Genomic DNA, 20,863 nt, shown 5'->3' with positions numbered 1-20,863 from the left:
GTTGGGGAATAATCAAATGAAAGGGGAAGTGTTATGGAGTGGATAGGGGTTGCCGGCATCGTTGTCGGTCTCGTATTCTTCGTTGTTGCGGCCATGAAGGGGTGGAACGTCCTTGTTACGTCCATTGTGACCGCCATCATTATCGCGCTCACCAACGGCATGGACATTGCCGCGGCTATGGTGGGCGGGGAGTCGTCCTACGTCACGGGCCTTGCGGGCTTCGTGCAGAAAAACCTGCTCATCTTCATGGGCGCCGCCATTCTGGGCGAATATATCGACAAGTCGGGTGCGGCGCGCTCCATCGCCACCGCCATCATGAATAAGGTCGGCACCAAAAGCCCGTATCTGGTGCTGCTGGGTATTGCCGCGGTGGGCGCCATTCTCACGTACACCGGTATCTCTATGTTCGTGGCAATGTTCGCGCTCATTCCGCTGGCGCGTCCGCTGTTCAAGGAATGCAACATTCCGTGGCATCTGTTCTGCGCGGCGTGGTCGCTGGCGGCGTGCTCGTTCACCATGGCTATGATTCCGGGTGTGCCTGCCATCGCCTGGATCAACGCTGCCAACGGCTGCGGTGTGTCCCTCACGGCGGCTCCCATCATGGGTATCGTGGGTTCGCTTATCGCCATTGTGGTGTCGTGCATCTACATCAAGTTCGCGCTCAAGCGTGCTCAGGCGCGCGGCGAGGTGTACGAGGCTCCCGCTGGTGAGGTTGCTGTGGACGAAGGGAAGGCCACGCCGAACCTGTTCGTTGCGCTGCTGCCGCTTATTCTGCTGATTGTCATTATCATTGGCGGTTCGCAGCTGGGTATGGCGAACGTGGTGTACATCGCCATGATTGTTGCCGTGGTTGCTTCCATGATTGTGTTTAACAAGTACATCGACAGCCAGCGCGACGTCATGGGTACGGGCGCCAAGAACTCCCTTGGGCCAGCGCTGTTCACCTCCGCTGCTGTTGGCGTGGGTACTGTGGCTGCTGCTTCTGTGGGCTTTACGGTCATCTATGAGGCCATTTTCAACATGCCGGGCGGCACATATGTGTCTGCTGCCACGATGGCTGCGGCGCTCGGCGGCATCATGGGCTCCGGCTCGGGTGCGGTGGGCATCATCGCGGGTAACTTCCTCGATCCCTACCTGGCCACGGGCGTTGACCCGGCGGCGCTCGCCAAGATCATCGCCACGTCGGCCACCATCGGCGGTGCACTGCCCAACTCGGGCGCGATGTTCGGCATGCTGGCTGCCATGGGGCTCAATCATAAGAACTCCTACAAGCACATTGCCGCCATCTCTATCGGAGCAGGTCTGTGCGCCCTCGTTGTCATGATTGTAATGGCGAATCTGGGGATTGTTTAAGTTCCGCCGGCCTGCCGGCCTGCGGAACTGCTCGACGCTGCGGCCACCCGTGGCACCCGATCTTCGCGCGATCCCGGGGACTCACGTACAAAGTACGCTTCGTCCCCGCGATCCCACGAACCTCGGGCACCACGGGTGCCCTCGCTGACTTACTGGCGCCAACAAGGTAGTACTTGCGTCAAGTAAAGGGGAAAAGGGGAATCTTATGAAGGAATCGCTGTTCGAGCGTGTGCCGGAGAGTGAGCGGCTGGCGTGGCCCGACATTGCGTCCATCTTGTCCGGGGTGGTGTCGAGCCTTTCCAAGCTGATGGGCGGCGGCATCGTGGCGTTCTACGCGGGGTGTGCGCTCGGCGGGGTGGCTATGGCTATCACGTTCGTGCTGAGTTTCGTGCTGACCTATCTGGTGGGTAAGATCACCTTTCGCGAGGGGTTGCCGAACAACGTGGTGTCGCGGCTCTACATCTTTGGAACGAAGGGCTCAGCTGCAGGCTCGCTCGTGTGGATATTTCTGCTGGTAGGTGTCCTGGCGGTGGGTACTGTGCAGCTGGGCAACGCCATCTTGTTCGCATTCGGCTGGAGCGAGGACTGGATGCGTTGGGCGCTGTTTATTGGTATCTCGTGCGTGTGGGTGTTCATGGCGCTGTTTGGTACGAAGGTTATCGCGCGCATGAACGCGGTGTTTGTGGTGGCGCTCTTCTGCGTTATGGGGTATGTGGTGTATCTCATTGCAGCGAATGGCCAGATGGGAGACGCCCTCACGCATGGCGTGCTCATTCCGGGCGTGGGGGAAGGCGAGGGGTTTGCCTACGGGGTGAACTACGCCATCATGACAAGTGGCCTTTTGGCCCTGTTCGCCGCCGACTTCACGCGCTTTGCCCGCCGCGAGCGCGACCTTGTGCCCATCTCACTGGTGGGAAGCCTCTTCGCCGTAATTACTTACCTGTTTGGTGCGCTCATCACGTATTTTGGGTTCGAAAAGTCCGTCGAATACTTTTCGGGGATGGGCTACGACGCCACTGGTGCGGCGCATGCGGCCATCACGAATCCCGGTGTGTCGCTGGTGCTGGCGGCGGGCGGCGTGGGGCTTGCGATCATTTGCCTGTCGCAGATGAAGGTGGAAACCTCCAATTCTATCGGCGGTGCGAACGCGGTGTCGAATTTGTTTGACTCGCTCTTTGGCGTGAAGCTGAAGTGGCCCGTTGCTGTGGTCATTGCCAATGCGGTGGGGCTTGTGTTCATTTTGGGCGGCATCCTCGATCAGGTGAACGCGTTCATGAGCTTCGGCAGCATTCTGACTATCAGTTGGTGTGTGTTGCTGATAACCGACTACTACCTGGTGCGCGGGCCGCTGCATATCGGCGCGCGCGGCATTCCGCTTGAGGCTGTTGAGCGCGTGAACTGGCGCGGCGTGACCACGCTTGCCCTGGTGAGCGTTGTGAATGGTGTGCTGTACGCGACGGGTGTGGTGGCTGTGCCGTTTCTGACGACGGTGCCTTTGACGGTAGTGGTGTATGTGACGCTCAGTTGGTGTGCGCGCGATAAGGTTCGCGCCGCCGACGCTGAGCGCCTGGCGGATTTTGTAAAACAGGGCGAAGTTTTGGAAAGCGCGACGGATGAGGTTGCTGAAACGGCTTGATGCGAAAGCGTGTACGGTTTCTTTCTACTGCACTTGCGCCGTGCTGTAGGCCCAGAGGTTGGAGCTGACTGAGAGGACTTCGTCGAAGGTCCAGTGGCGTTCGGTGCGTTCGATGCTGCCAGGGTCGTTCACGATGAGTTTGCCGTGGCGGTCGATGTCAGTGATCACAATGCAGCACGGGTGGCTGCCGAACGCGCCGCCGCTCACTACGCAGATGATGGGGTGGCCGGTGTTTATCTGCCGGCGTACCGCCTGCTCAGAGGCTTCCACCGGGCGTGCGGCCAGGCCGAGTGAGACGGCACCGTCGGTGAGAAGACGCGTGGGGTCGGGCTCGTCGGCAAACCCAGCGCTTTGGACAAAGGAGGCCACTTCCACAGGCCCCGTCGCGCGGTCACCCGTTACGGCGATGCGCGTCATGGCCAGCGCGAGCGGCGCGGAACCAGCGGCTCCCAGCGTGCTTTCGGCGTAGGGACGGTCGGCCCACTGGGGGTCTACCTGGTAGAGCTGGGGCACGGTGCCCTGCTCCCAGGCCGATGAGGGGGTGCTGTGTACCACGACATCATCCGAGCGCGCCTGCAGCACGCCACCTTCGGCAAGTGCTTCATCAACGCTTCCGGTAAAGCGCTCGGCTATGCCAATCCCCGCGAACGCGGCAGCGAGCGCTACCACTGCCATAAGCATAACTGCCACCAGGATGCGCAGCGGCTCGACCTCGGAGAGGGTGGGCGTGTCATCAGGGGAGGGAACGTCATGAGCATGCGCAGGGGCCACAGTGCCACTCGTGGGGTAGGGTGCCACACGCCTGCGGGGGGAGTGCGGCTCGGCTGAGTAGCGCACGCCGCCTACACGGTCGGGCAGTACGTGGCGCTCGGAGGCGTACGGGTCGTGGCGGCTGCCGGAATTGGCGCGCTGGGCCACAAAGTAGGGAAGCCCTCGGTAGGTCACGCCCCGCCTCCTTTCTCGCTGTGATGGGTGGCGCGTCGCGGGAGTTCGCGCGGCGCGGTGGTTTATGGGGTGCGAGATGGGAGTGTATGCGTTGGCGAGGCGCGCCCCATCGGAGCGGGGCTAACCGTTTCCCGGGCATGTCCGACTAGTCAGCGAAACGACACGCGCGACGACGGGCCGTCATCTTCGGGCCGTCCGCTGATCTTTTTACGCGCCGCCGCGCAGGAGGGCTGCGCGCATAGTACAATGCGTCCCACGAACAGCCTCAACAGCCGACGACCGCGCACCCTTGGTGGCGCGCGCCGGGCACGCGGGGCACCGCACGAGAAGAAGGAGCGCGCATGGCCAGGGTGTACAACTTTTCAGCAGGTCCCGCCGTCTTGCCCGAGGAGGTGCTGGCTGAGGCCGCGTCCGAAATGCTCGACTACGCGGGTACGGGCATGTCCGTCATGGAGATGAGCCACCGCTCCAAGGCGTTCGGCGAGATTATCCAGAACGCTGAGGCTGACCTGCGTGAACTCGTGGGTATCCCCGACAACTATAAGGTGCTGTTCTTGCAAGGTGGTGCCTCGCAGCAGTTCGCCGCCGTGCCGATGAACCTCATGAAGAACCGCGTGGCTGACTACCTCATCACGGGTTCGTGGGCGAAGAAGGCCTTCAAGGAGGCCAAGATCTACGGCGACGCCCGCGCCATCGCCAGCAGCGAGGACGAGACGTTCTCCTACATTCCCGACTGCTCTGACCTGGACGTGTCGCCCGACGCCGACTACGTTTACATTTGCGAAAATAACACCATCTACGGCACGAAGTTTCACACACTGCCGAACACCAAGGGCAAGGACCTCGTGGCCGACGTGTCGTCGTGCTTCCTTTCCGAGCCGGTTGACATCACCAAATACGGCGTCATGTACGGCGGCGCGCAGAAAAATATTGGTCCCGCTGGCGTGGTCATCGCCATCATCCGCGAGGACCTCATCACGGACGACGTGCTGGAAGGTACGCCCACCATGCTGAAATGGAAGACGCAGGCCGACGCCGATTCACTCTACAACACGCCGCCCGCCTACGGCATCTATATCTGCGGCAAGGTGTTCAAGTGGCTGAAAGCCCAGGGCGGCCTTGAGGCCATGCAAGCGCGCAACCAGGAGAAAGCCGCGCTGCTCTACGACTTCCTCGACCAGAGCACCCTCTTCAGCGGCACGGTGCGCAAAGAGGACCGCTCCCTCATGAACGTTCCGTTCGTCACGGGCGACGCCGACCTCGACGCCGCCTTCGTAGCTGAAGCCAAAGCCGCCGGCCTAGAGAACCTCAAAGGCCACCGCAGCGTAGGAGGCATGCGAGCCAGCATCTACAACGCCATGCCCAAAGCAGGAGTAGAAGCCCTCGTACAGTTCATGGACAAGTTCGAACAGGTGCATAAGTAATTACCATAAGAAAAGAAGGGGGACGACGTTCACGCATCGCCCCCCTTCGTATTCTCTGAGTAATCTATCTGCTAAGTAATAATCTTTTCAAGCATCTCTTTCAGTGCAGGAAAATCGTCCGACACCGTTGCGTACACATCCTCCATGCGCAACGTCTGATACTTATGCGCGGCAACATCCCTGAACCCTGCGATTGCTTTCCAAGGTACGTGCGCATTCTTGGCGCGAAAATCGTTGTCGAGGTTCTTAACCAGTTCACCAATATTAATAACGGTCATGCAGACCGCGCGTTTACGCATTTCATCAGCGAGAAAAGAATCCAAATCGATGCCATCCATCAGGCTGGATGCGATGGCAATTTCGCTCAGCATCTTTTGAAGGACCTGCTCGTTTTTACCGTTCATAGAGCGTGACCGTTTCGCCTATTTCAAGGAAGGAATCCTCGGGAAGTGGTGCATGCAGAAGATCAACTGGCACGCCAAGTTTCTCTTCGAGCTGCATACGAAGAGAGGAAATCGTAAGAAGCGAAACCGCAAGTGAAGTGAACTCTACCAGCAGGTCAACGTCGCTCGCGTCGGTTTGGTCGTTGCGCGCATACGAGCCAAAGAGGTCAATCTTCCTCACAGGATAATCGCGCACCGTTTCGCTTACATTCTTGGTAATAGTAGGTATGTCAAGCATCTGCACACCCTTTCACGTAGCAACAATACGATCATACCATATCAGCCCACACGGAGAGGGCGGCCGTCGTTTGTTACGGTACTGCTTTTCACGAAAGCGAACTCCTTTCGTGTGAATTTCGCGCGGGGTAGTTTGATTGTCAAACTTTTTGTTGCGTGGTGGGGGTTAAGGGGTATACTAACCCCCAACAACTTCATACGAAATGCGTTGACGAGGACAGTAGGGACTAACCCATCTTCAGAGAGCCGGCGGGTGCTGCGAGCCGGTGGTGGGCGGCCTGAACGCCACCTCCGAGCAGTTCGGTGCGAACGTTGCGCGACGTCGACGGACGATCTCCGGCGGCGCGCGGAGCAAGTAGTCTGAACCGGCGACTCCGTTATCAGTCCGATCGAGCACGACCGCTGCGGCACGCTGTCGCAGGGTACGTTCGTTGCTCCCTTCCTTCTGAGGTCCTGGTGCAGGCTATCTGCGGCGGGATTTTTTTATGGGCAGAATCACCCGAGCCCCTGTTCGGGGGCGCGGTAGAGAGAAAGGATCGGACGCATGCAGCGAAGAAGCGAAGCGGTAACCACCGGTGTCGCGCGCGCACCGCACCGCAGCCTGCTGAAGGCCGACGGCATCACCGACGAGGAACTGACGCGGCCCCTCGTTGCGGTGGTTAACTCGCGCAACGACATCATTCCAGGTCACAACAACCTCGACAAAATTGCCGAAGCCGTGAAGGCGGGCATCTACATGGCCGGCGGGGTGCCGTTCGAGATTTCCACCATTGGCGTGTGCGACGGCATCGCCATGAACCACGAGGGCATGCACTATTCGCTCGTGTCGCGCGAGGTCATCGCCGACAGCGTGGAGTGCGCGGTGCAGGGCCACGCCTTCGACGCCATGGTGTGCATCCCGAACTGCGACAAAATTGTGCCGGGAATGCTTTTGGGCGCGCTGCGCGTGAACATTCCCACGGTGTTTGTGTCGGGCGGCCCCATGCTCGCGGGCAAGCAGCCAGGTGGGTGCGGCCCCACGACCGATCTCAACACGCTCTTCGACGGCGCGGCCGCCGTGCAAAACGGCACCATGACCGAGGCCGAGCTCAAGTACTACGAGGACACCGCGTGCCCCACCTGTGGCAGCTGTTCTGGCATGTTTACGGCGAACTCCATGAACTGCCTGTGTGAGGCGCTCGGCATTGCGCTGCCGGGCAACGGTACCATCCCGGCGGTGTACTCCGAGCGCATTCGCCTGGCGAAGCATGCGGGCATGAAGGTGATGGAACTCTTGGAGCAGGGCATGTGCGCCCGCGACATCGTGAGTGCGGCGGCCATCCACAACGCCATGGAATGCGACATGGCCTTCGGCGGCTCCACGAACACGGTGCTGCACCTCACGGCCATCGCGCGCGAGGCGGGGCATCCCATCACGATGGACGACTGGGACGCGGCAAGCGCGCGCACCCCACATCTTGTGAAGTTGCAGCCCTCCGGCCCGCGGCCGCTGTCCGACCTCTACGAGGTGGGCGGTGTGCCGGTGGTCATCGCCGAGCTGGACAAGCTGGGCCTCATTGACTGCTCGGCCATCACGTGCATGGGGAAGATGGGTGAGTACCTGGACTACATGGCGGCGCACTGCGCGGGCGCCGACGGCGATGTGGTGCGCGCGTACGACAATCCGTTCTCCCCGGTGGGAGCCCTGCGCGTGCTCCACGGCAACCTCGCGCCCGACGGCGCCATCGTGAAGAAGTCGGCCGTCGACCCCTCCATGCTCACCCACACCGGCCCCGCGCGCGTGTTCAACAGCGAAGAGGAAGCCTGCGCGGCCATCAACGCTGACGCTATCAAGCCGGGCGATGTCGTGGTCATCCGCTACGAAGGCCCCAAGGGCGGCCCCGGTATGCGCGAGATGCTCACCCCCACATCCTCCATCGTGGGCATGGGCCTGTCCACCAGCGTGGCGCTCATCACCGACGGCCGTTTCTCGGGTGCGACGAAAGGCCCGGCCGTGGGCCACGTGAGCCCCGAAGCCGCGGCGGGCGGCCCCATTGCGCTCATCGAAGAGGGCGACTCGGTGACCGTGGATATCGAGGGCGGCGCGCTCACGCTGAACATTGACGACGCGGAACTTGAGCGCCGCCGCGCCGCGTGGCAACCGCCCGCACCCAAGCACAACCACGGCGTGCTCGCGAAGTACGCCAAGCTGGTCTCTTCTGCAGATAAGGGGGCGTATGTGTCATGACGAACTCACACAAGACTTCAGAAGCCGGCGCGTCGCCCGCCAAGCGCACGCAGCAGCCCGCACCGAAGCCCGGTGCCACGGCGGCAGCCGTCGGCGCGCCGCGTGGCCTCGGCAGCAAGAACCCCAAGCAGGGCCACACCATGACTGGCGCGCAGGCTGTGGTGGCCTCGCTTGAGGCTGAAGGCGTCGACCTCGTGTTCGGCTACCCGGGCGGCCAAGCCATCAAGATTTACGACGCGCTTTACGACTCCACCCAGATCACGCACGTGCTCGCGCGCCACGAGCAGGGCGCCGTGCACGAGGCCGACGGCTATGCGCGCGCAACCGGCAACGTGGGCGTGGCCATTGTGACCAGCGGCCCCGGTGCCACGAACACGGTTACCGGCATTGCGACTGCCTACATGGACAGCGTGCCGCTGGTGGTGGTCACCGGCCAGGTGCCGCGCGGCGTCATCGGCACCGACTCGTTCCAGGAATCCGACATCGTGGGCATCACCATGCCCGTTGTGAAACACAGCTATCTCTTGCAAACGGTGGAAGAACTGCCCTCCACGTTCCGCGAGGCGTTCCATATTGCTAAGACGGGGCGTCCCGGCCCGGTGCTCATTGACATTCCGTCGGACTTGGCGTCCGAAGAACTGGTGTTTTCGTACCCCGACGACGTGAACCTGCCGTCGTACAAGCCCACGTATCGCGGTAACGCGAAGCAGATAAGGCAGGCGGTGGCGCGCATCGAACGCGCGGAACGCCCGGTAATCTACGCGGGCGGCGGCATCGTGTCGTCCGGCGCGGCCGATGAACTGCGCGCGCTCGCGGAAATCATGCAAATCCCCGTGGTCACCACGCTTATGGGCAAGGGCGCGTTTCCCGCGTCGCACCCGCTCAACCTGGGTCCGGTGGGCATGCATGGCTCGAAGTACGCGAACCTCGCCATGACTGAAAGCGACCTCATCATTGCGGCGGGCGCGCGCTTCTCCGACCGCGTGACCGGCAAACTTTCCGAATTCGCGCCGCACGCCGACGTCATCCACATCGACATCGACCCGGCCGAAATTGGCAAGGTGCGCGCCGTGCAAATACCTATCGTCGGCGACCTCAAAGGCGTGCTCGGCGGCGTGGTGGCGCAGCTGCGCAAGGAGAGCGCGCAGCCAGCCACCGAGAAGTGGGTCGCACAGATTGCCGAGTGGTGCAGCCGCTTCCCGTTCTACCACCACGCGGTGGGCGATAGTCCGGACGAAATTGTGCCTGAGCTGGTCATGCGGACGCTGTCTGAGCTGCTGGACCCGCAGAAGAGCATCGTGGTGACCGAGGTGGGTCAGCACCAGATGTGGGCGGCGCAGAGCATCGACCGCGAAGTGCCGCGCTCGTTCATTTCCTCGGGCGGCCTCGGCACCATGGGCTTTGGGTTCCCGGCGGCCATCGGCGCGGCCATCGGGTGTCCCGACAAGCAGGTGGTGTGCGTGGCGGGCGACGGATCGTTCCAGATGAACAGCCAGGAAATGGCCACGGCCGCTATCCACGGCGTGCCGGTGAAGGTGCTCATCATGGACAACCGCTGCCTTGGCATGGTGCGTCAGTGGCAAAAGCTGTTCTACGACGAGCGGTACTCGTCCACGCTGCTGGACGCCAACCCCGATTTCGTGAAGCTGGCCGACGCGTACGGCTGGGCGGGCGAGCGCGTGGAAGATCCGCACGAGGTGTCCGCCGCGCTTGAGTGCATGTTGGCTGCTGAGGGCCCGTATCTTTTGGATGTGGCCATCGCGCGCGACCAGAACGTGTATCCCATGGTGGCGCCGGGTCGCGCGCTCGACGACGTGATGGGGGCCATCGACGTGGCGGTGGGTGCCGTGCGCACCGATGTGCCCGCGCGTGATGTGCACGTGGCTGGCATGGAACCTTCGCCCTGCGCGAAGGTGGATGCCCAGTTCGGCGGCCGCTGGAAGAGTGACCCGAACGACACGGCCCCGCGCGAGGGCGAGGAGCCGCTGACCGACGCGCCCGAAGACGACGGCAGGGAAGGGGGAGCCCGATGAAACACATTCTCTCGGTCTTGGTGGAAAACAAACCCGGCGTGCTCTCGCGTGTGACCGGCCTCATCTCGCGGCGCGGCTTCAACATTGAGTCGCTGTCGGTGGGCCCCACCGAAGACCCTACCATGTCGCGCGTAACCGCCATCGTGAAGGCCGACGACGTGGCGTATGAACAGATCACCAAGCAGTTACACAAGCTCATCAGCGTGCACAAAATCACCGACCTCACCGACGAGGGCGCCATCGAGCGCGAACTGGTGCTGTTCAAGGTGAACGCAAGCCCCGACCGCCGCAACGAAATCATCGAGATAGCCAACATCTTCCGCGCGAAAATTGTCGACGTGGGGAAAAGCTCGCTCATGATTGAAGCCACCGGCGACGAGGACAAACTCAAAGGCCTCGAAGACCTCTTCCGCGCCTACGGCATCAAAGAAATCACCCGCACCGGCAAAATTGCGATGTCAAGAAATAGTAAGGACGTTTGATGTACCTCTTGTCATCCTGAGCGAAGCGCCGAAGGCGCGAAGTCGCGACGCGAAGCTAGTCCCGTAGGGGAAGGATCCCGAGCGGCGCCTAGGTTTGTCATCCTGAGCGGAGCGCCGTTAGGTGCGTAGTCGAAGGATCCCGAGCGGCGTCAGCCGTGAGATTTCCTGCTATCGCCACCCGGGATCCTTCGACTTCGCTCACTGCGTTCGCTCCGCTCAGGATGACAACCTGCATGTAGCGCGCAGGTTGAACCGTAGGGAAAGGGCTCTGCCCGTGCCGCGCAACCATAGTAAACCCAGCCAAACAAGAAAGGACTTAACCATGGCTGTTACGATCTACCACGAAAACGATGCGAATCCCCAGCTCATCCAGTACAAGAAGGTGGCCATCATCGGCTACGGCAGCCAGGGGCATGCCCATGCGCTCAACCTGAAAGACTCCGGCTGTGACGTGCGCGTGGGTCTGCGCGAGGGCTCGTCGTCGCGCCAGGCCGCCGAGGAAGCGGGCCTCAAGGTGATGAGCGTGGCCGACGCCGCCGAAGAAGCCGACCTTATCATGATCCTCACGCCCGACGAGACCCAGGCCGCCACCTACGAGGCCGACATCGCCCCGCACCTGAAGCCCGGCGACACGCTGGCCTTCGCGCACGGCTTCAACATCCACTTCGGCTACATCACGCCGCCCGCCGACGTGGACGTCATCATGATTGCGCCGAAGGGTCCCGGCCACATGGTGCGCCGCGTGTTCACCGAGGGCGCGGGCGTACCGTGCCTCATCTGCGTGCAACAGGATGCCTCTGGCCAGGCCAAAGACGTGGCGCTCTCCTACGCGTGGGGTATTGGCGGTGCGCGCGCCGGCGTCATCGAAACCACGTTCAAGAACGAAACCGAAACCGACCTCTTCGGCGAGCAGGCTGTGCTCTGCGGCGGCGTGACCGCCCTCATCAACGCCGGCTTCGAGACGCTGGTGGAGGCGGGCTACCCGCCCGAGATGGCCTACTTCGAGTGCTTCCACGAGATGAAGCTCATCGTGGATCTTATGTACGAGGGCGGCATGGCGAACATGCGCTACTCCATCTCGAATACCGCCGAATACGGCGACTACTACGCCGGCCCCCAGGTCATCACCGACGAGGCGAAGGCCGCCATGAAAACCATCCTCGCGCGCATCCAAGACGGCAGCTTCGCCCACGAGTTCATGGAGGACTCCAAGAACGGCCAAGCCTGGCTCAAAGAGCAGCGCACCGCCCACGCCGAGGCTGAAATCGAACAAGTAGGCGAAAACATCCGCGGCATGTTCACCTTCGTCCCCCGCTAGGGTTCAGCGAGCCTGCGGATTCAAGACACTTCCATGGCACGCCGACGGCGGGTGCGATCGTGCGCCCGCCGTCGTGCTACAATGCCTGCATGATTCGCAGTACCGACATATACGAGCTTCGCCTCTTTGACCAGCCACTCGCGCGCTTCTCGTTCGGCGAAGACGAGCCTGCCCTGCTGCACGAGTACGACGAGGCGAATGCGCAGCTGCTGCCCGCAGGGTTCCACGCCACCAACGAAGGGCTGTGGCGCTGGCTCTCGACGCGCGCCATCCCGCAGAATCGGCGCTTCGCGACGGAACTCTGTCGTTCGCTGGGCCTTTCGGTGAACGACCGCAGCGGCATCCTTGCGGTCAGCCGCGGATTATCGCTCAACGATTCCTACTGGATTGTTCCGCAAGACTGCCGCGACACCTTCGCCGAATGTAATTTGTACGAGAACGATTTCTCGTCGGTGCTGGCAGCGGTGGCCTACACGGGCGTGACCAGCGACCTTCACGGCCTCACGCCCGCAACGCCGGAACTCACCACGAACGGCAACCTGCGCAAGGCGTGGCGCATTGAGCCTGATGGTACGCGGCGGCTCTACAAAGGCAGCACCGACGTGCGTGCGGAATACGGCGAAGCGCGTGCAGAATTCCTTGCCTCCCAGGTGGCGGAAGCCATGGGGCTTTATGCGGTGCACTATGGCCTGACCAAGTGGAGCACCGCGTCGGCGGGCGTGTGTTCCACGTGCGACTGCTTCTGCACTACGGATGTCTCCTACGCGCCACACGCGCTCGCGTTCGGGCACGCCTCCTACGCCGCGGCGGCGAAGGACTACCTGCGGTGGGGGATTGACCACTTCGAGCGCTACGCTTCCATGATGGTGTTCGACGCGCTCATCTACAACACCGATCGCCACCTGACGAACTTCGGCATCCTGCGGGATAGTCACACCGGCGAGCGCCTTGAATGTGCTCCGGTGTTTGACAACGGCCGGTCACTCTTCTTCAACCTGGCCTTTGACCAGGTGGATTCCTTCGCGAATGAAGCGGCGTTTGTGCTGCCCTCGTGGCCGCAGGTAACCTTTGACGAGCAGGCGCGGCGACTGGTGGGACCCGTCCAGATCGAACAACTGAAGCGCCTCGCGTCCTTCGAATTCACCAACTGCGAAGCCCACCCCTTCCCGGATGCCTTCCTCGCAGGTCTTTCAACCTTCATTCGCCGCCGCGCCGAAGAACTTGCTTCACTCCCCCCAGTATCGCGTGAAGCCCTGCTCGAGGTCGCGCGCCAAGCCTAATTCACTCTTATGTGTATCACAGGTGCTAGTATCATTCTGAAAATTGGCATTATTGGAATATTTTCCTTCTAAAAAATGGCAAGGGCGGTAAGGCTGATGCTTTTATCACCGCTCGCGCGCGGGTTTCGGGGAATTTCTTTGCTTCCCTTCGCGCGTCGGGCGGTTTCGCCGTATCATACATACGCGCGTCCTTTGTGGCGCGTTATTACTGACAACAGAACAGTCCGAAGGTGGTTGCAAGTATGACGAAGAAGGTGCTGGTGGCCGAGAAGTTGGCCGATGCTGGCGTTGCGGTGCTGCGCGACAAGGGCTTTGAAGTGGACGTGAAGCTGGATATGGCGCCGGAAGAGTTGATCGCGACCATCCCTGGCTACGACGCGCTTATCGTGCGTTCGGCGACGAAGGTCACGCGCGAGGTCATCGAGGCGGGGAAGAAGCTGCGCATCATCGGCCGCGCGGGCGTGGGCGTGGATAACGTGGACGTCGACGCCGCCACGGACTGTGGCGTTATTGTGTGCAACGCGCCCACCTCCAACATCGTGAGTGCCGCCGAGCACACCATGGCCCTCATGCTGGCGTGCGCGCGCCACGTGGCGCAGGCGAACGCGTCCATGCACGCGGGCAAGTGGGAGCGCGGCCAGTTCACCGGCGTGGAGCTGTACGAGAAAACGCTTGCCATTTTCGGCCTCGGGCGCATCGGCGGCCTGGTGGCGGAGCGGGCGCGCGCCTTCGGCATGAAACTCATCGGCTACGACCCGTACTGCAGCCCCGAGCGCGCCGAGCAGCTGGGCGTCACGCTCTACGACGACGTGGACGCCATCGTGCCGCTGGCCGACTTCATCACTGTGCACCTGCCCAAGACGAAAGAAACCATCGGCATGTTTGGCCCCGAGCAGTACGCGCGCATGAAAGACGGCGTCATCCTGGTGAACGCGGCGCGCGGCGGCATCTACAACGTGGATTCGCTGGCGGACTTCTTGGCCGCGGGCAAGATTGGCGCTGTGGGCCTTGACGTGTACGAAAGCGAGCCGTGCACGGAAAGCCCGCTGCACGAGTTCTCGAACGCCATTCTCACGCCTCACCTGGGCGCCTCCACGAAGGAAGCGCAGCTGCGCGCCGGCGTGCAGACGGCCGAGTACGTGGCCGCGGGCCTGGCGGGCTCCATCGTGCCCACGGCCGTGAACATGGCGCCCGTGCCGCCTGAGGTCATGGACGCCGTCGGCCCGTATGTCCCCGCGTGTCAGATGATGGGCAGCATGCTCGCGCAAATTCACGGCGAAGTGCCTCAGTACCTGAAGCTGACTGCGGCGGGTGCGCTTGCGGGTGCTGATCCGTCCATCCTGGTGGCGGGCACGGTGAAGGGCCTGCTCTCATACCAGGGCCGTGCCACGGTGACCCCCGTGAATGCGGATGCGGTAGCAAAGCGCCATGGCATCAAGGTGGAAACCCAGGCGCGCCCCGACGCCGACGGCTACGCGTCCACGGTGTCGGTCATGGCCGACGGCACGGAGGTGGCCTGCACGCTTGGCGACGCCGCGCAGCATGCGCGCCTCACCTCGCTTTTGGGCTACAAGATTGACATCGCCCCGGGCCGCGAGTCCCTCATCTTCGAATACGTGGACGCCCCGGGCCGCATTGGCGTCATTGGTACCATCCTCGGCGAAGAGGGTATCAACATCACTACCATGCAGATAGGCGCCAAGCCCGAAGAGCAGCACGCGCTCGTGTACGTGAACGTGGAAGGCGAAGTGACCGACACCGTCCTCGCCAACCTCCGCGCCGGCGTCACCAATCTCAAAAACCTCTGGCACGTGAAGCTGTAAGCGCACTGTTGCACACGCACGCTTCCGCAACCTACGCAAAACACGAACGGCCTGGCCATGCGGTCGGGCCGTTCCTTCTTTACCCATGGTAAAATGAGGGCAGCAGGCACGGGGAGACGGCACAAGGGGGCGCGGGCATGAGTGCGAACGATGCGATTGAGCGCAGCTTCAAGAAGCTGTTGGAAACCACGTCCTACGAAAAAATCACCGTTTCTGCCATCTGCGAAGATGCCGGCGTGTCGCGCAAAACGTTCTACGTGCGCTACCGCGACAAAGAAGCCATCGTGGAAAGCCTCTTCGACCAGCATGTCATGCAGCCGCTTCGCAACTTGAACGAGTTACTTTCGCGCGACAGTGCGCGCAAACTCGACTCGCTCTTCTACGAGAAAATGTACGAGTCGTTGTTCGACGAGCGCACGTACTACGAAAACCTCGTGGGCCCTCTGCGCGGTCACGACGACACCTTCATCCGCGTGGTGACCAACGCCATCTACGCGTTCAACAAAGATCTCATTCCGAAAATTGGGTATCGGGGCTCCACGGTGACGGCCGACTACATCGCCTACTTTTTCGCCTCGTCGCAGGCCATGTTCATGCAGAAATGGATCTCCGACAAAATGGTGCTTTCGCCCCATGAGTTGGCGGAACTCTACGGCAAAATGACCTCTTCCTTCTGGCGCGATTTGGCGTAAGCGCCCTTGCGTTGGCCCCTGCGCGTTGGCCCTCGGCGCTGGCCCTCGCGCGCCTACCAAGGAAACACTCACGCGGTTTTGTAACCCATCCCTTCACAGGCGGGCTCAAGTGGTCCGCCCGCTCTCGCACCTTGCCCGCTCTGGGAATGGCGCGCGCCCTTTCTGCACCTCATCATGAGGATATCGAGGCTCCCGCACCGGGGGCTTGGCGAGAAAGGAGAGCAGATGAAGGAAGGGAACACCGACGCGAAGGCAGTCGTCTGCGCTGAGCAGGAAATCACCACGCTGCAAAGCATCGCGTGCGGCGGCACGGGAGGCGAACTCACCGCGGTCGACGCGAAGGACGGCAAGATTGTTCGCATTCGCCCGTACCGCATCGACTCACGCTATACCCCTGAGGAGCTGGCCGGAAGCCTGTGGGAACTTGAGGCGGACGGCAAAACGTTCACGCCACCCATGAAGTCGGCGCCGAACTACTTCGCGCTGGCCTACAAAAACCGTGTCTACTCCAAAAACCGTGTGCGCTACCCGCTGAAGCGCGTGGACTGGGAGCCGGGCGGCGACCCCGCCAAAATCAACGCCGCCAACCGCGGCAAGTCAAAATTCGTGCGCATCACCTGGGACGAAGCACTCGACATCCTGGAAGGCGAACTTCGGCGCGTCATCGACACCTACGGCCCCATGTCGGTGCTCTGTATCGGTGAGGACGGTCACCGCGAGTCGAAGGACCTGCACGCAGGCGGCGGCATGCACGCCACGCTCATGAGCAAGCTCGGCGGCTACACGCGCGAAACGCGCACGCCCGACTCGGTGGAGGGCTGGTACTGGGGCGCGAAGCACGTGTGGGGCTCGGGCTCCAACAAGGGCCTCGGCATGATTGCGCCGCCGCAAACGGGCTACAACAGCTGGAACATCATCAAGGACATCACCGACTACACCGACCTCGTGTGCTTCGACGCCGGCGACTGGGAACTCACGCAAAACTACGGCAGCCAGTTCTGGTCGCGCCTGCTGAAGTTCTGGGAGGAAATCGGCAAGGAATTCGTCATTGTCGACCCGTTCTGCAACTATACGGCGGTCTGCCACGAAACCATGAAGTGGATTCCCATCCTGCCGAACACCGATACCGCGTTTGACTTCGGCGTCATGTACGTGTGGATTACCGAAGGCCTCTACGACAAAGACTACGTGGACACGCACACGATTGGTTTTGAGAAGGTACGCGCCTACGTGCTGGGCGAGGACGAAGAAGGCGTGCCGAAGACGCCCGCCTGGGCCTCTGAACGCTGCGGCGTGCCCGAGTGGACCATCAAGGCGTTCGCGCGCAACGTGGCCAAGAAGGTGACCTCGCACGCGCACTTCAGCAGCGGCAGTGTGAAAACGCCGTACTCGCACGAACCGGGCCGCACGGGCGCGTATCTGCTGGCCATGCAGGGCCTCGGCAAGCCGGGCGTGCAGCAGCTGCACCTGAACGCGTCATCCATGGCTAAAGAAAACATCGCCCGCTCCACGTCCGCGCCGTTCTCATCCATCAACCAGTGCCGCATGTTCTACCCCAACGCCCAGTCCATCCCGCGCACCATGATTGCAAGCGCACTGCAAACGGGCAAGGCCACCTGGTGGGGCAGCCCGTGCATCGTCTACGTTGACACGGCCGAACAGTTCCAGGAATTCAATTACCCGGCACCCGCCGAGCAGGGCGGCACGAAGGTGCACCTGCTGTGGTCGGAGAAGCCCTGCAACATGAACTGCTGGGACGGCGGTTTCAACTACCAGGATGCCATCCGCACCAACGAAGTGGAGTGCTTCGTCACCAACCACCAGTGGCTCGAAAACGACAGCTTGTTCGCCGATCTGGTGTTACCGGTGACCACATGCCTGGAAGACAACGACTCCATGGGCTCCAGCATGATTGTGAGCATGCGCCACGCGGGCCTCACCCCGCCGGCCTGCGAGCGCGTGGGCGAGTCGAAGAGCGACTTCGAAATTGCGTGTGAACTGGGCGAGCGCTTCGGCGTGCGCGAGCAGATTGACCTTGGTATGACGCAAGACGAATGGATCAAGTACGGCTTTGACCAGTCGCGCCTGACCGAGGAAATCACCTGGGAAGAATACCAGGAGAAGGGCTACTACTTCCCGAAGCTCGACCCGAACTGGAAGCAGTTGCCTCCGGGCATGCGCCAGTTCTACGAAGATCCCGAGAACTTCCCGCTCGACACGCCTTCCGGCAAGATTGAGTTCTGGTCGCAGGCGCTGGCCGACAACTTCCCGGACGACAAGGAACGCCAGCCCATGGCGAAGTGGATCACGGGCGGCCCGGCCGAAGAGGGTTGGACGCACGACGAAAGCCTGTGGGGCGAGCGCTGCAAGGACTATCCGCTGCTCATCACCGCAAACCCGGCGCGCTTCCGCGTGCACGTACAGGGCGACGACATCAAGTGGTTCCGCGAGATTGAAACCTGCAAGGTGAAGGGCCCGGACGGCTACCTTTACGAGCCCATTTGGATGGCGCCGGCCGACGCCGCCGCACGTGGCATCACCGACGGCGACATTGTGAAGCTGTACAACGAGCGCGGCATTGTGCTTACCGCCGCCCGCATCTCCGAGCGCATCATGCCGGGTTCGGTTATGGTGAATAAGGGCTCGCGCGTTGACCCCATCGCTCCGCACATCGACCGCGGCGGTGCGATTAACCTGATCAGCCCCACGAACCAGGTGTCCAAGCACTGCAAGGGCTTCGCGGTCACGGGCTATTTGGTGGAAGCGGAAAAGCTTTCGCAGGACGAATACGACGGCTGGAAGCGCGACTATCCCGAGGCCTTCGCCCGCGATTACGACCCGGCTATCGGCATCAATTACAACTCCTGGGTTGTGGAATAGGAAGGGGAGTCAAACCATGAAAGCATTTCTCGTTGATGTGAAGAACTGCGTGGGGTGTCACGATTGCCAGATCGGCTGCAAGGACGAACACTGCGGCAATACCTGGATGCCCTACACGCTGCCTCAGCCGGAGGTGGGTCAGTTCTGGTGCAAGGTCAACCAGTACGAACGCGGCAGCCGCCCGCACGTGAAGGTGACGTATCTGCCCGTCATGTGCCAGCACTGCGAAAACGCGCCGTGCATGAAGGCCGCCAAGGATGGCGCGGTGTATCGCCGCGACGACGGGCTTGTGCTCATCGACCCCGTGAAGGCCAAGGGCCAAAAGCAGATTGTGGACGCTTGTCCCTACCACGCGGTGTTCTGGAACGAAGAACTGCAAGTGCCGCAGAAGTGTACGGGCTGTGCGCACCTGCTTGACGGCGACGAGCCCATCAAGGTGCCGCGCTGCGTGGATAACTGCCACGTGAACGTCATCATGTTCGGCGAAGAGGAAGACCTCGATCTGGAGGGCACCGAGTTTTTGCATCCCGAATACGGCACGAAGCCGCGCGTGTTCTACCGCGGGCTGCCGAAGAAGTTCATTGCGGGCACGGTGTATGACCCTGAGGCGAAAGACATTATCGAAGGCGCGGTGTGCACCGTCACCGGCGAGGCGGGCACCTTCACGGCCGAAACCGACAGCTGGGGCGACTTCTGGCTGCGCGAACTGCCCGATGCCGACTGGACACTCACCATTGAGGCGGGCGGCAAGAAGAAGGTTATGGACGTGAGCACCAAGGAGAAAGACTTGGGATTGGGCGACATCGCGCTCTCCTAGTTTGTTCATGAAGAGTCATTGCTGAATTACGGGCGGTGCCGCGTGCCTGGAGCGAAGCGGGTGGGCGGCACCGCCACAAGAGAAAGTGAGGTAAAACGCATGTGCTTCAGGCCCGCGGAAGTTCAAATGAAGACGTGTCCCGCCTGTGGGGCCACGAATAAACCCATTGCGACGGCGTGCGAAAAGTGCGGCGCCGATCTACCCACGGTGAAGACCGATTTTGACGCTGACCAGGCATCACTCGATGCAGCAGCCGCTCCCAAGCCCCCGGCGTCTCCTGCTGCCCCCCAAGCGCCGAGCGCGCCGGGTGCTCCAAAGGCCCCTGGCGCCCCCACACCGCCACGGGCTTAAACCATCCACCTTAAAGCCTGCGGCGCGCCGGAGGGGTGCGCCGCAGGCGGTATCGAAAGGGGAACCCCATGCACGAAACGCTTCTGAACAAATACGGCATCAAGCAGCTTGGCTACTACGTGGAAAATCTCGAAGAGGCAGCTCAGGCGTTTGCTGAGACGCTGGGTGCTGGACCTTTTTTCGATCTTGGTGTGTCCGAACCAACGGTTCTCGAATACCGCGGCGCACCCAGCACCATGCGCAGCCGTTGCGCACTCGGCCAGCTGGGAGATATGCAAATCGAACTCATTGAGGTGCAAACCGACGAGCCCGACGTCTACAAGGAGTTGGGCCACTACGGTTTGCACCATTTGTGCATATGGGCTGATGACGCTGACGAAGTGGCGCGTCAGATGAACGCGCAGGGTTTAGAGACAGCCCTGTTCATGGAATCCGGCGCGGGCTTGCGCGTCTACTACTTCGATTGCCGCGAAACGCTCGGCAGCTTCCTTGAAGTGAACGCCCCCATCGAACAGCTGTGGCAGGGTATCAAGGCCCAGGCCGACACCTGGGATGGCACGCGCCCCCTGCGCACCATGGCCGACCTCATGGGCCGCTAGAACTTGGTTCGGGTTGCGAAAGGGTGGGCGTGATGGAGAAGGTGCCTGAGGTGGCGGTGTGTGGTATTGACCGCGAGCGGGGGCTTCTTCTGGGGGCCGATGGCCAGGCGTTTCGCGAGTGCGAGTCCAACACCTGGGTAGACGTGGGGGAGGAACGCCCTGGCGTGGTGTACCTCGGTACGGGACGCCATGGCGGCGGCATCGTGTTGCGCCCGCTCTTTGTGCGGGACGCAGGCGGGTGGCGTAATGCGTCGACGGGCGCGCGGCCCCCTGCTGGCGTGGCACTACCTTAAGCGTAAGAGTTCTGGTGAAGAGAGCGTCCA

General features: G+C 61.9%; 17 protein-coding genes. 14 read left to right on the top strand and 3 right to left on the bottom strand.

The features are described from left to right. The first annotated feature begins 33 nt into the window (after positions 1 to 33). Positions 34 to 1,353 carry a GntP family permease gene (locus QNJ86_RS01670; RefSeq protein WP_283830834.1) on the top strand — a complete coding sequence of 440 codons (1,320 nt, stop codon included), beginning with the start codon at positions 34 to 36 and terminating at the stop codon, positions 1,351 to 1,353. A gap of 205 nt (positions 1,354 to 1,558) precedes the next feature. Then, positions 1,559 to 2,989 carry a purine-cytosine permease family protein gene (locus QNJ86_RS01665; RefSeq protein ID WP_283830833.1) on the top strand — a complete coding sequence of 477 codons (1,431 nt, stop codon included), beginning with the start codon at positions 1,559 to 1,561 and terminating at the stop codon, positions 2,987 to 2,989. Positions 2,990 to 3,013: 24 nt separating this feature from the next. Here the strand turns inward: QNJ86_RS01665 and QNJ86_RS01660 are convergent, their stop codons facing one another. Next, positions 3,014 to 3,934: a cysteine peptidase family C39 domain-containing protein gene (locus QNJ86_RS01660; RefSeq protein ID WP_283830832.1), complete on the bottom strand. Its 921-nt coding sequence runs from the start codon at positions 3,932 to 3,934 to the stop codon at positions 3,014 to 3,016. A gap of 341 nt (positions 3,935 to 4,275) precedes the next feature. Here QNJ86_RS01660 and serC point away from each other — a divergent pair, with 341 nt between their 5' ends. After that, positions 4,276 to 5,358 carry a 3-phosphoserine/phosphohydroxythreonine transaminase gene (gene serC, locus QNJ86_RS01655; protein WP_283830831.1) on the top strand — a complete coding sequence of 361 codons (1,083 nt, stop codon included), beginning with the start codon at positions 4,276 to 4,278 and terminating at the stop codon, positions 5,356 to 5,358. Between the two features lie 71 nt (positions 5,359 to 5,429). Here the strand turns inward: serC and QNJ86_RS01650 are convergent, their stop codons facing one another. Beyond that, positions 5,430 to 5,762: a HepT-like ribonuclease domain-containing protein gene (locus tag QNJ86_RS01650; protein WP_283830830.1), complete on the bottom strand. Its 333-nt coding sequence runs from the start codon at positions 5,760 to 5,762 to the stop codon at positions 5,430 to 5,432. Then, positions 5,752 to 6,039: a nucleotidyltransferase family protein gene (locus QNJ86_RS01645; RefSeq protein WP_283830829.1), complete on the bottom strand. Its 288-nt coding sequence runs from the start codon at positions 6,037 to 6,039 to the stop codon at positions 5,752 to 5,754. Before QNJ86_RS01645 ends, QNJ86_RS01650 begins: the two co-directional genes overlap by 11 nt. A gap of 543 nt (positions 6,040 to 6,582) precedes the next feature. Here QNJ86_RS01645 and ilvD point away from each other — a divergent pair. From ilvD to QNJ86_RS01590, 11 genes are all read left to right on the top strand, one after another. After that, complete coding sequence (gene ilvD, locus QNJ86_RS01640) at positions 6,583 to 8,265, top strand: dihydroxy-acid dehydratase (protein WP_283830828.1); 1,683 nt, start codon at positions 6,583 to 6,585, stop codon at positions 8,263 to 8,265. Continuing rightward, entirely contained in the window at positions 8,262 to 10,298 is a 2,037-nt protein-coding gene (gene ilvB, locus QNJ86_RS01635) for a biosynthetic-type acetolactate synthase large subunit (RefSeq protein ID WP_283830827.1), read from the top strand. The genes ilvD and ilvB overlap by 4 nt, the downstream gene beginning before the upstream one ends. Beyond that, positions 10,295 to 10,780, top strand: coding sequence for an acetolactate synthase small subunit (gene ilvN / locus QNJ86_RS01630; RefSeq protein ID WP_283830826.1), 486 nt, complete (start codon positions 10,295 to 10,297; stop codon positions 10,778 to 10,780). The genes ilvB and ilvN overlap by 4 nt, the downstream gene beginning before the upstream one ends. A 322-nt stretch (positions 10,781 to 11,102) precedes the next feature. Further along, positions 11,103 to 12,098, top strand: a complete 996-nt coding sequence (gene ilvC, locus QNJ86_RS01625; protein ID WP_283830825.1) for a ketol-acid reductoisomerase — start codon at positions 11,103 to 11,105, stop codon at positions 12,096 to 12,098. Between the two features lie 89 nt (positions 12,099 to 12,187). After that, complete coding sequence (locus QNJ86_RS01620; RefSeq protein WP_283830824.1) at positions 12,188 to 13,378, top strand: HipA domain-containing protein; 1,191 nt, start codon at positions 12,188 to 12,190, stop codon at positions 13,376 to 13,378. A 242-nt stretch (positions 13,379 to 13,620) separates the two neighbouring features. After that, a complete protein-coding gene (gene serA, locus QNJ86_RS01615; protein WP_283830823.1) occupies positions 13,621 to 15,201 on the top strand; it encodes a phosphoglycerate dehydrogenase in 1,581 nt (526 codons plus the stop codon). A gap of 137 nt (positions 15,202 to 15,338) precedes the next feature. Further along, positions 15,339 to 15,893 carry a TetR/AcrR family transcriptional regulator gene (locus tag QNJ86_RS01610; RefSeq protein WP_283830822.1) on the top strand — a complete coding sequence of 185 codons (555 nt, stop codon included), beginning with the start codon at positions 15,339 to 15,341 and terminating at the stop codon, positions 15,891 to 15,893. Between the two features lie 225 nt (positions 15,894 to 16,118). Then, positions 16,119 to 18,773: a molybdopterin-dependent oxidoreductase gene (locus QNJ86_RS01605; protein WP_283830821.1), complete on the top strand. Its 2,655-nt coding sequence runs from the start codon at positions 16,119 to 16,121 to the stop codon at positions 18,771 to 18,773. 16 nt (positions 18,774 to 18,789) lie between these two features. Next, positions 18,790 to 19,590 carry a 4Fe-4S dicluster domain-containing protein gene (locus tag QNJ86_RS01600; protein ID WP_283830820.1) on the top strand — a complete coding sequence of 267 codons (801 nt, stop codon included), beginning with the start codon at positions 18,790 to 18,792 and terminating at the stop codon, positions 19,588 to 19,590. 419 nt (positions 19,591 to 20,009) lie between these two features. Beyond that, a complete protein-coding gene (locus tag QNJ86_RS01595) occupies positions 20,010 to 20,540 on the top strand; it encodes a VOC family protein (RefSeq protein ID WP_283830819.1) in 531 nt (176 codons plus the stop codon). A 32-nt stretch (positions 20,541 to 20,572) separates the two neighbouring features. Next, positions 20,573 to 20,833: a hypothetical protein gene (locus QNJ86_RS01590; RefSeq protein WP_283830818.1), complete on the top strand. Its 261-nt coding sequence runs from the start codon at positions 20,573 to 20,575 to the stop codon at positions 20,831 to 20,833. Positions 20,834 to 20,863 lie beyond the last annotated feature (30 nt).

The organism is Gordonibacter faecis (genome assembly GCF_030077735.1).
Taxonomy (GTDB): Bacteria; Actinomycetota; Coriobacteriia; order Coriobacteriales; family Eggerthellaceae; genus Gordonibacter; species Gordonibacter faecis.
This window is presented reverse-complemented; position numbering and strand designations above follow the sequence as displayed.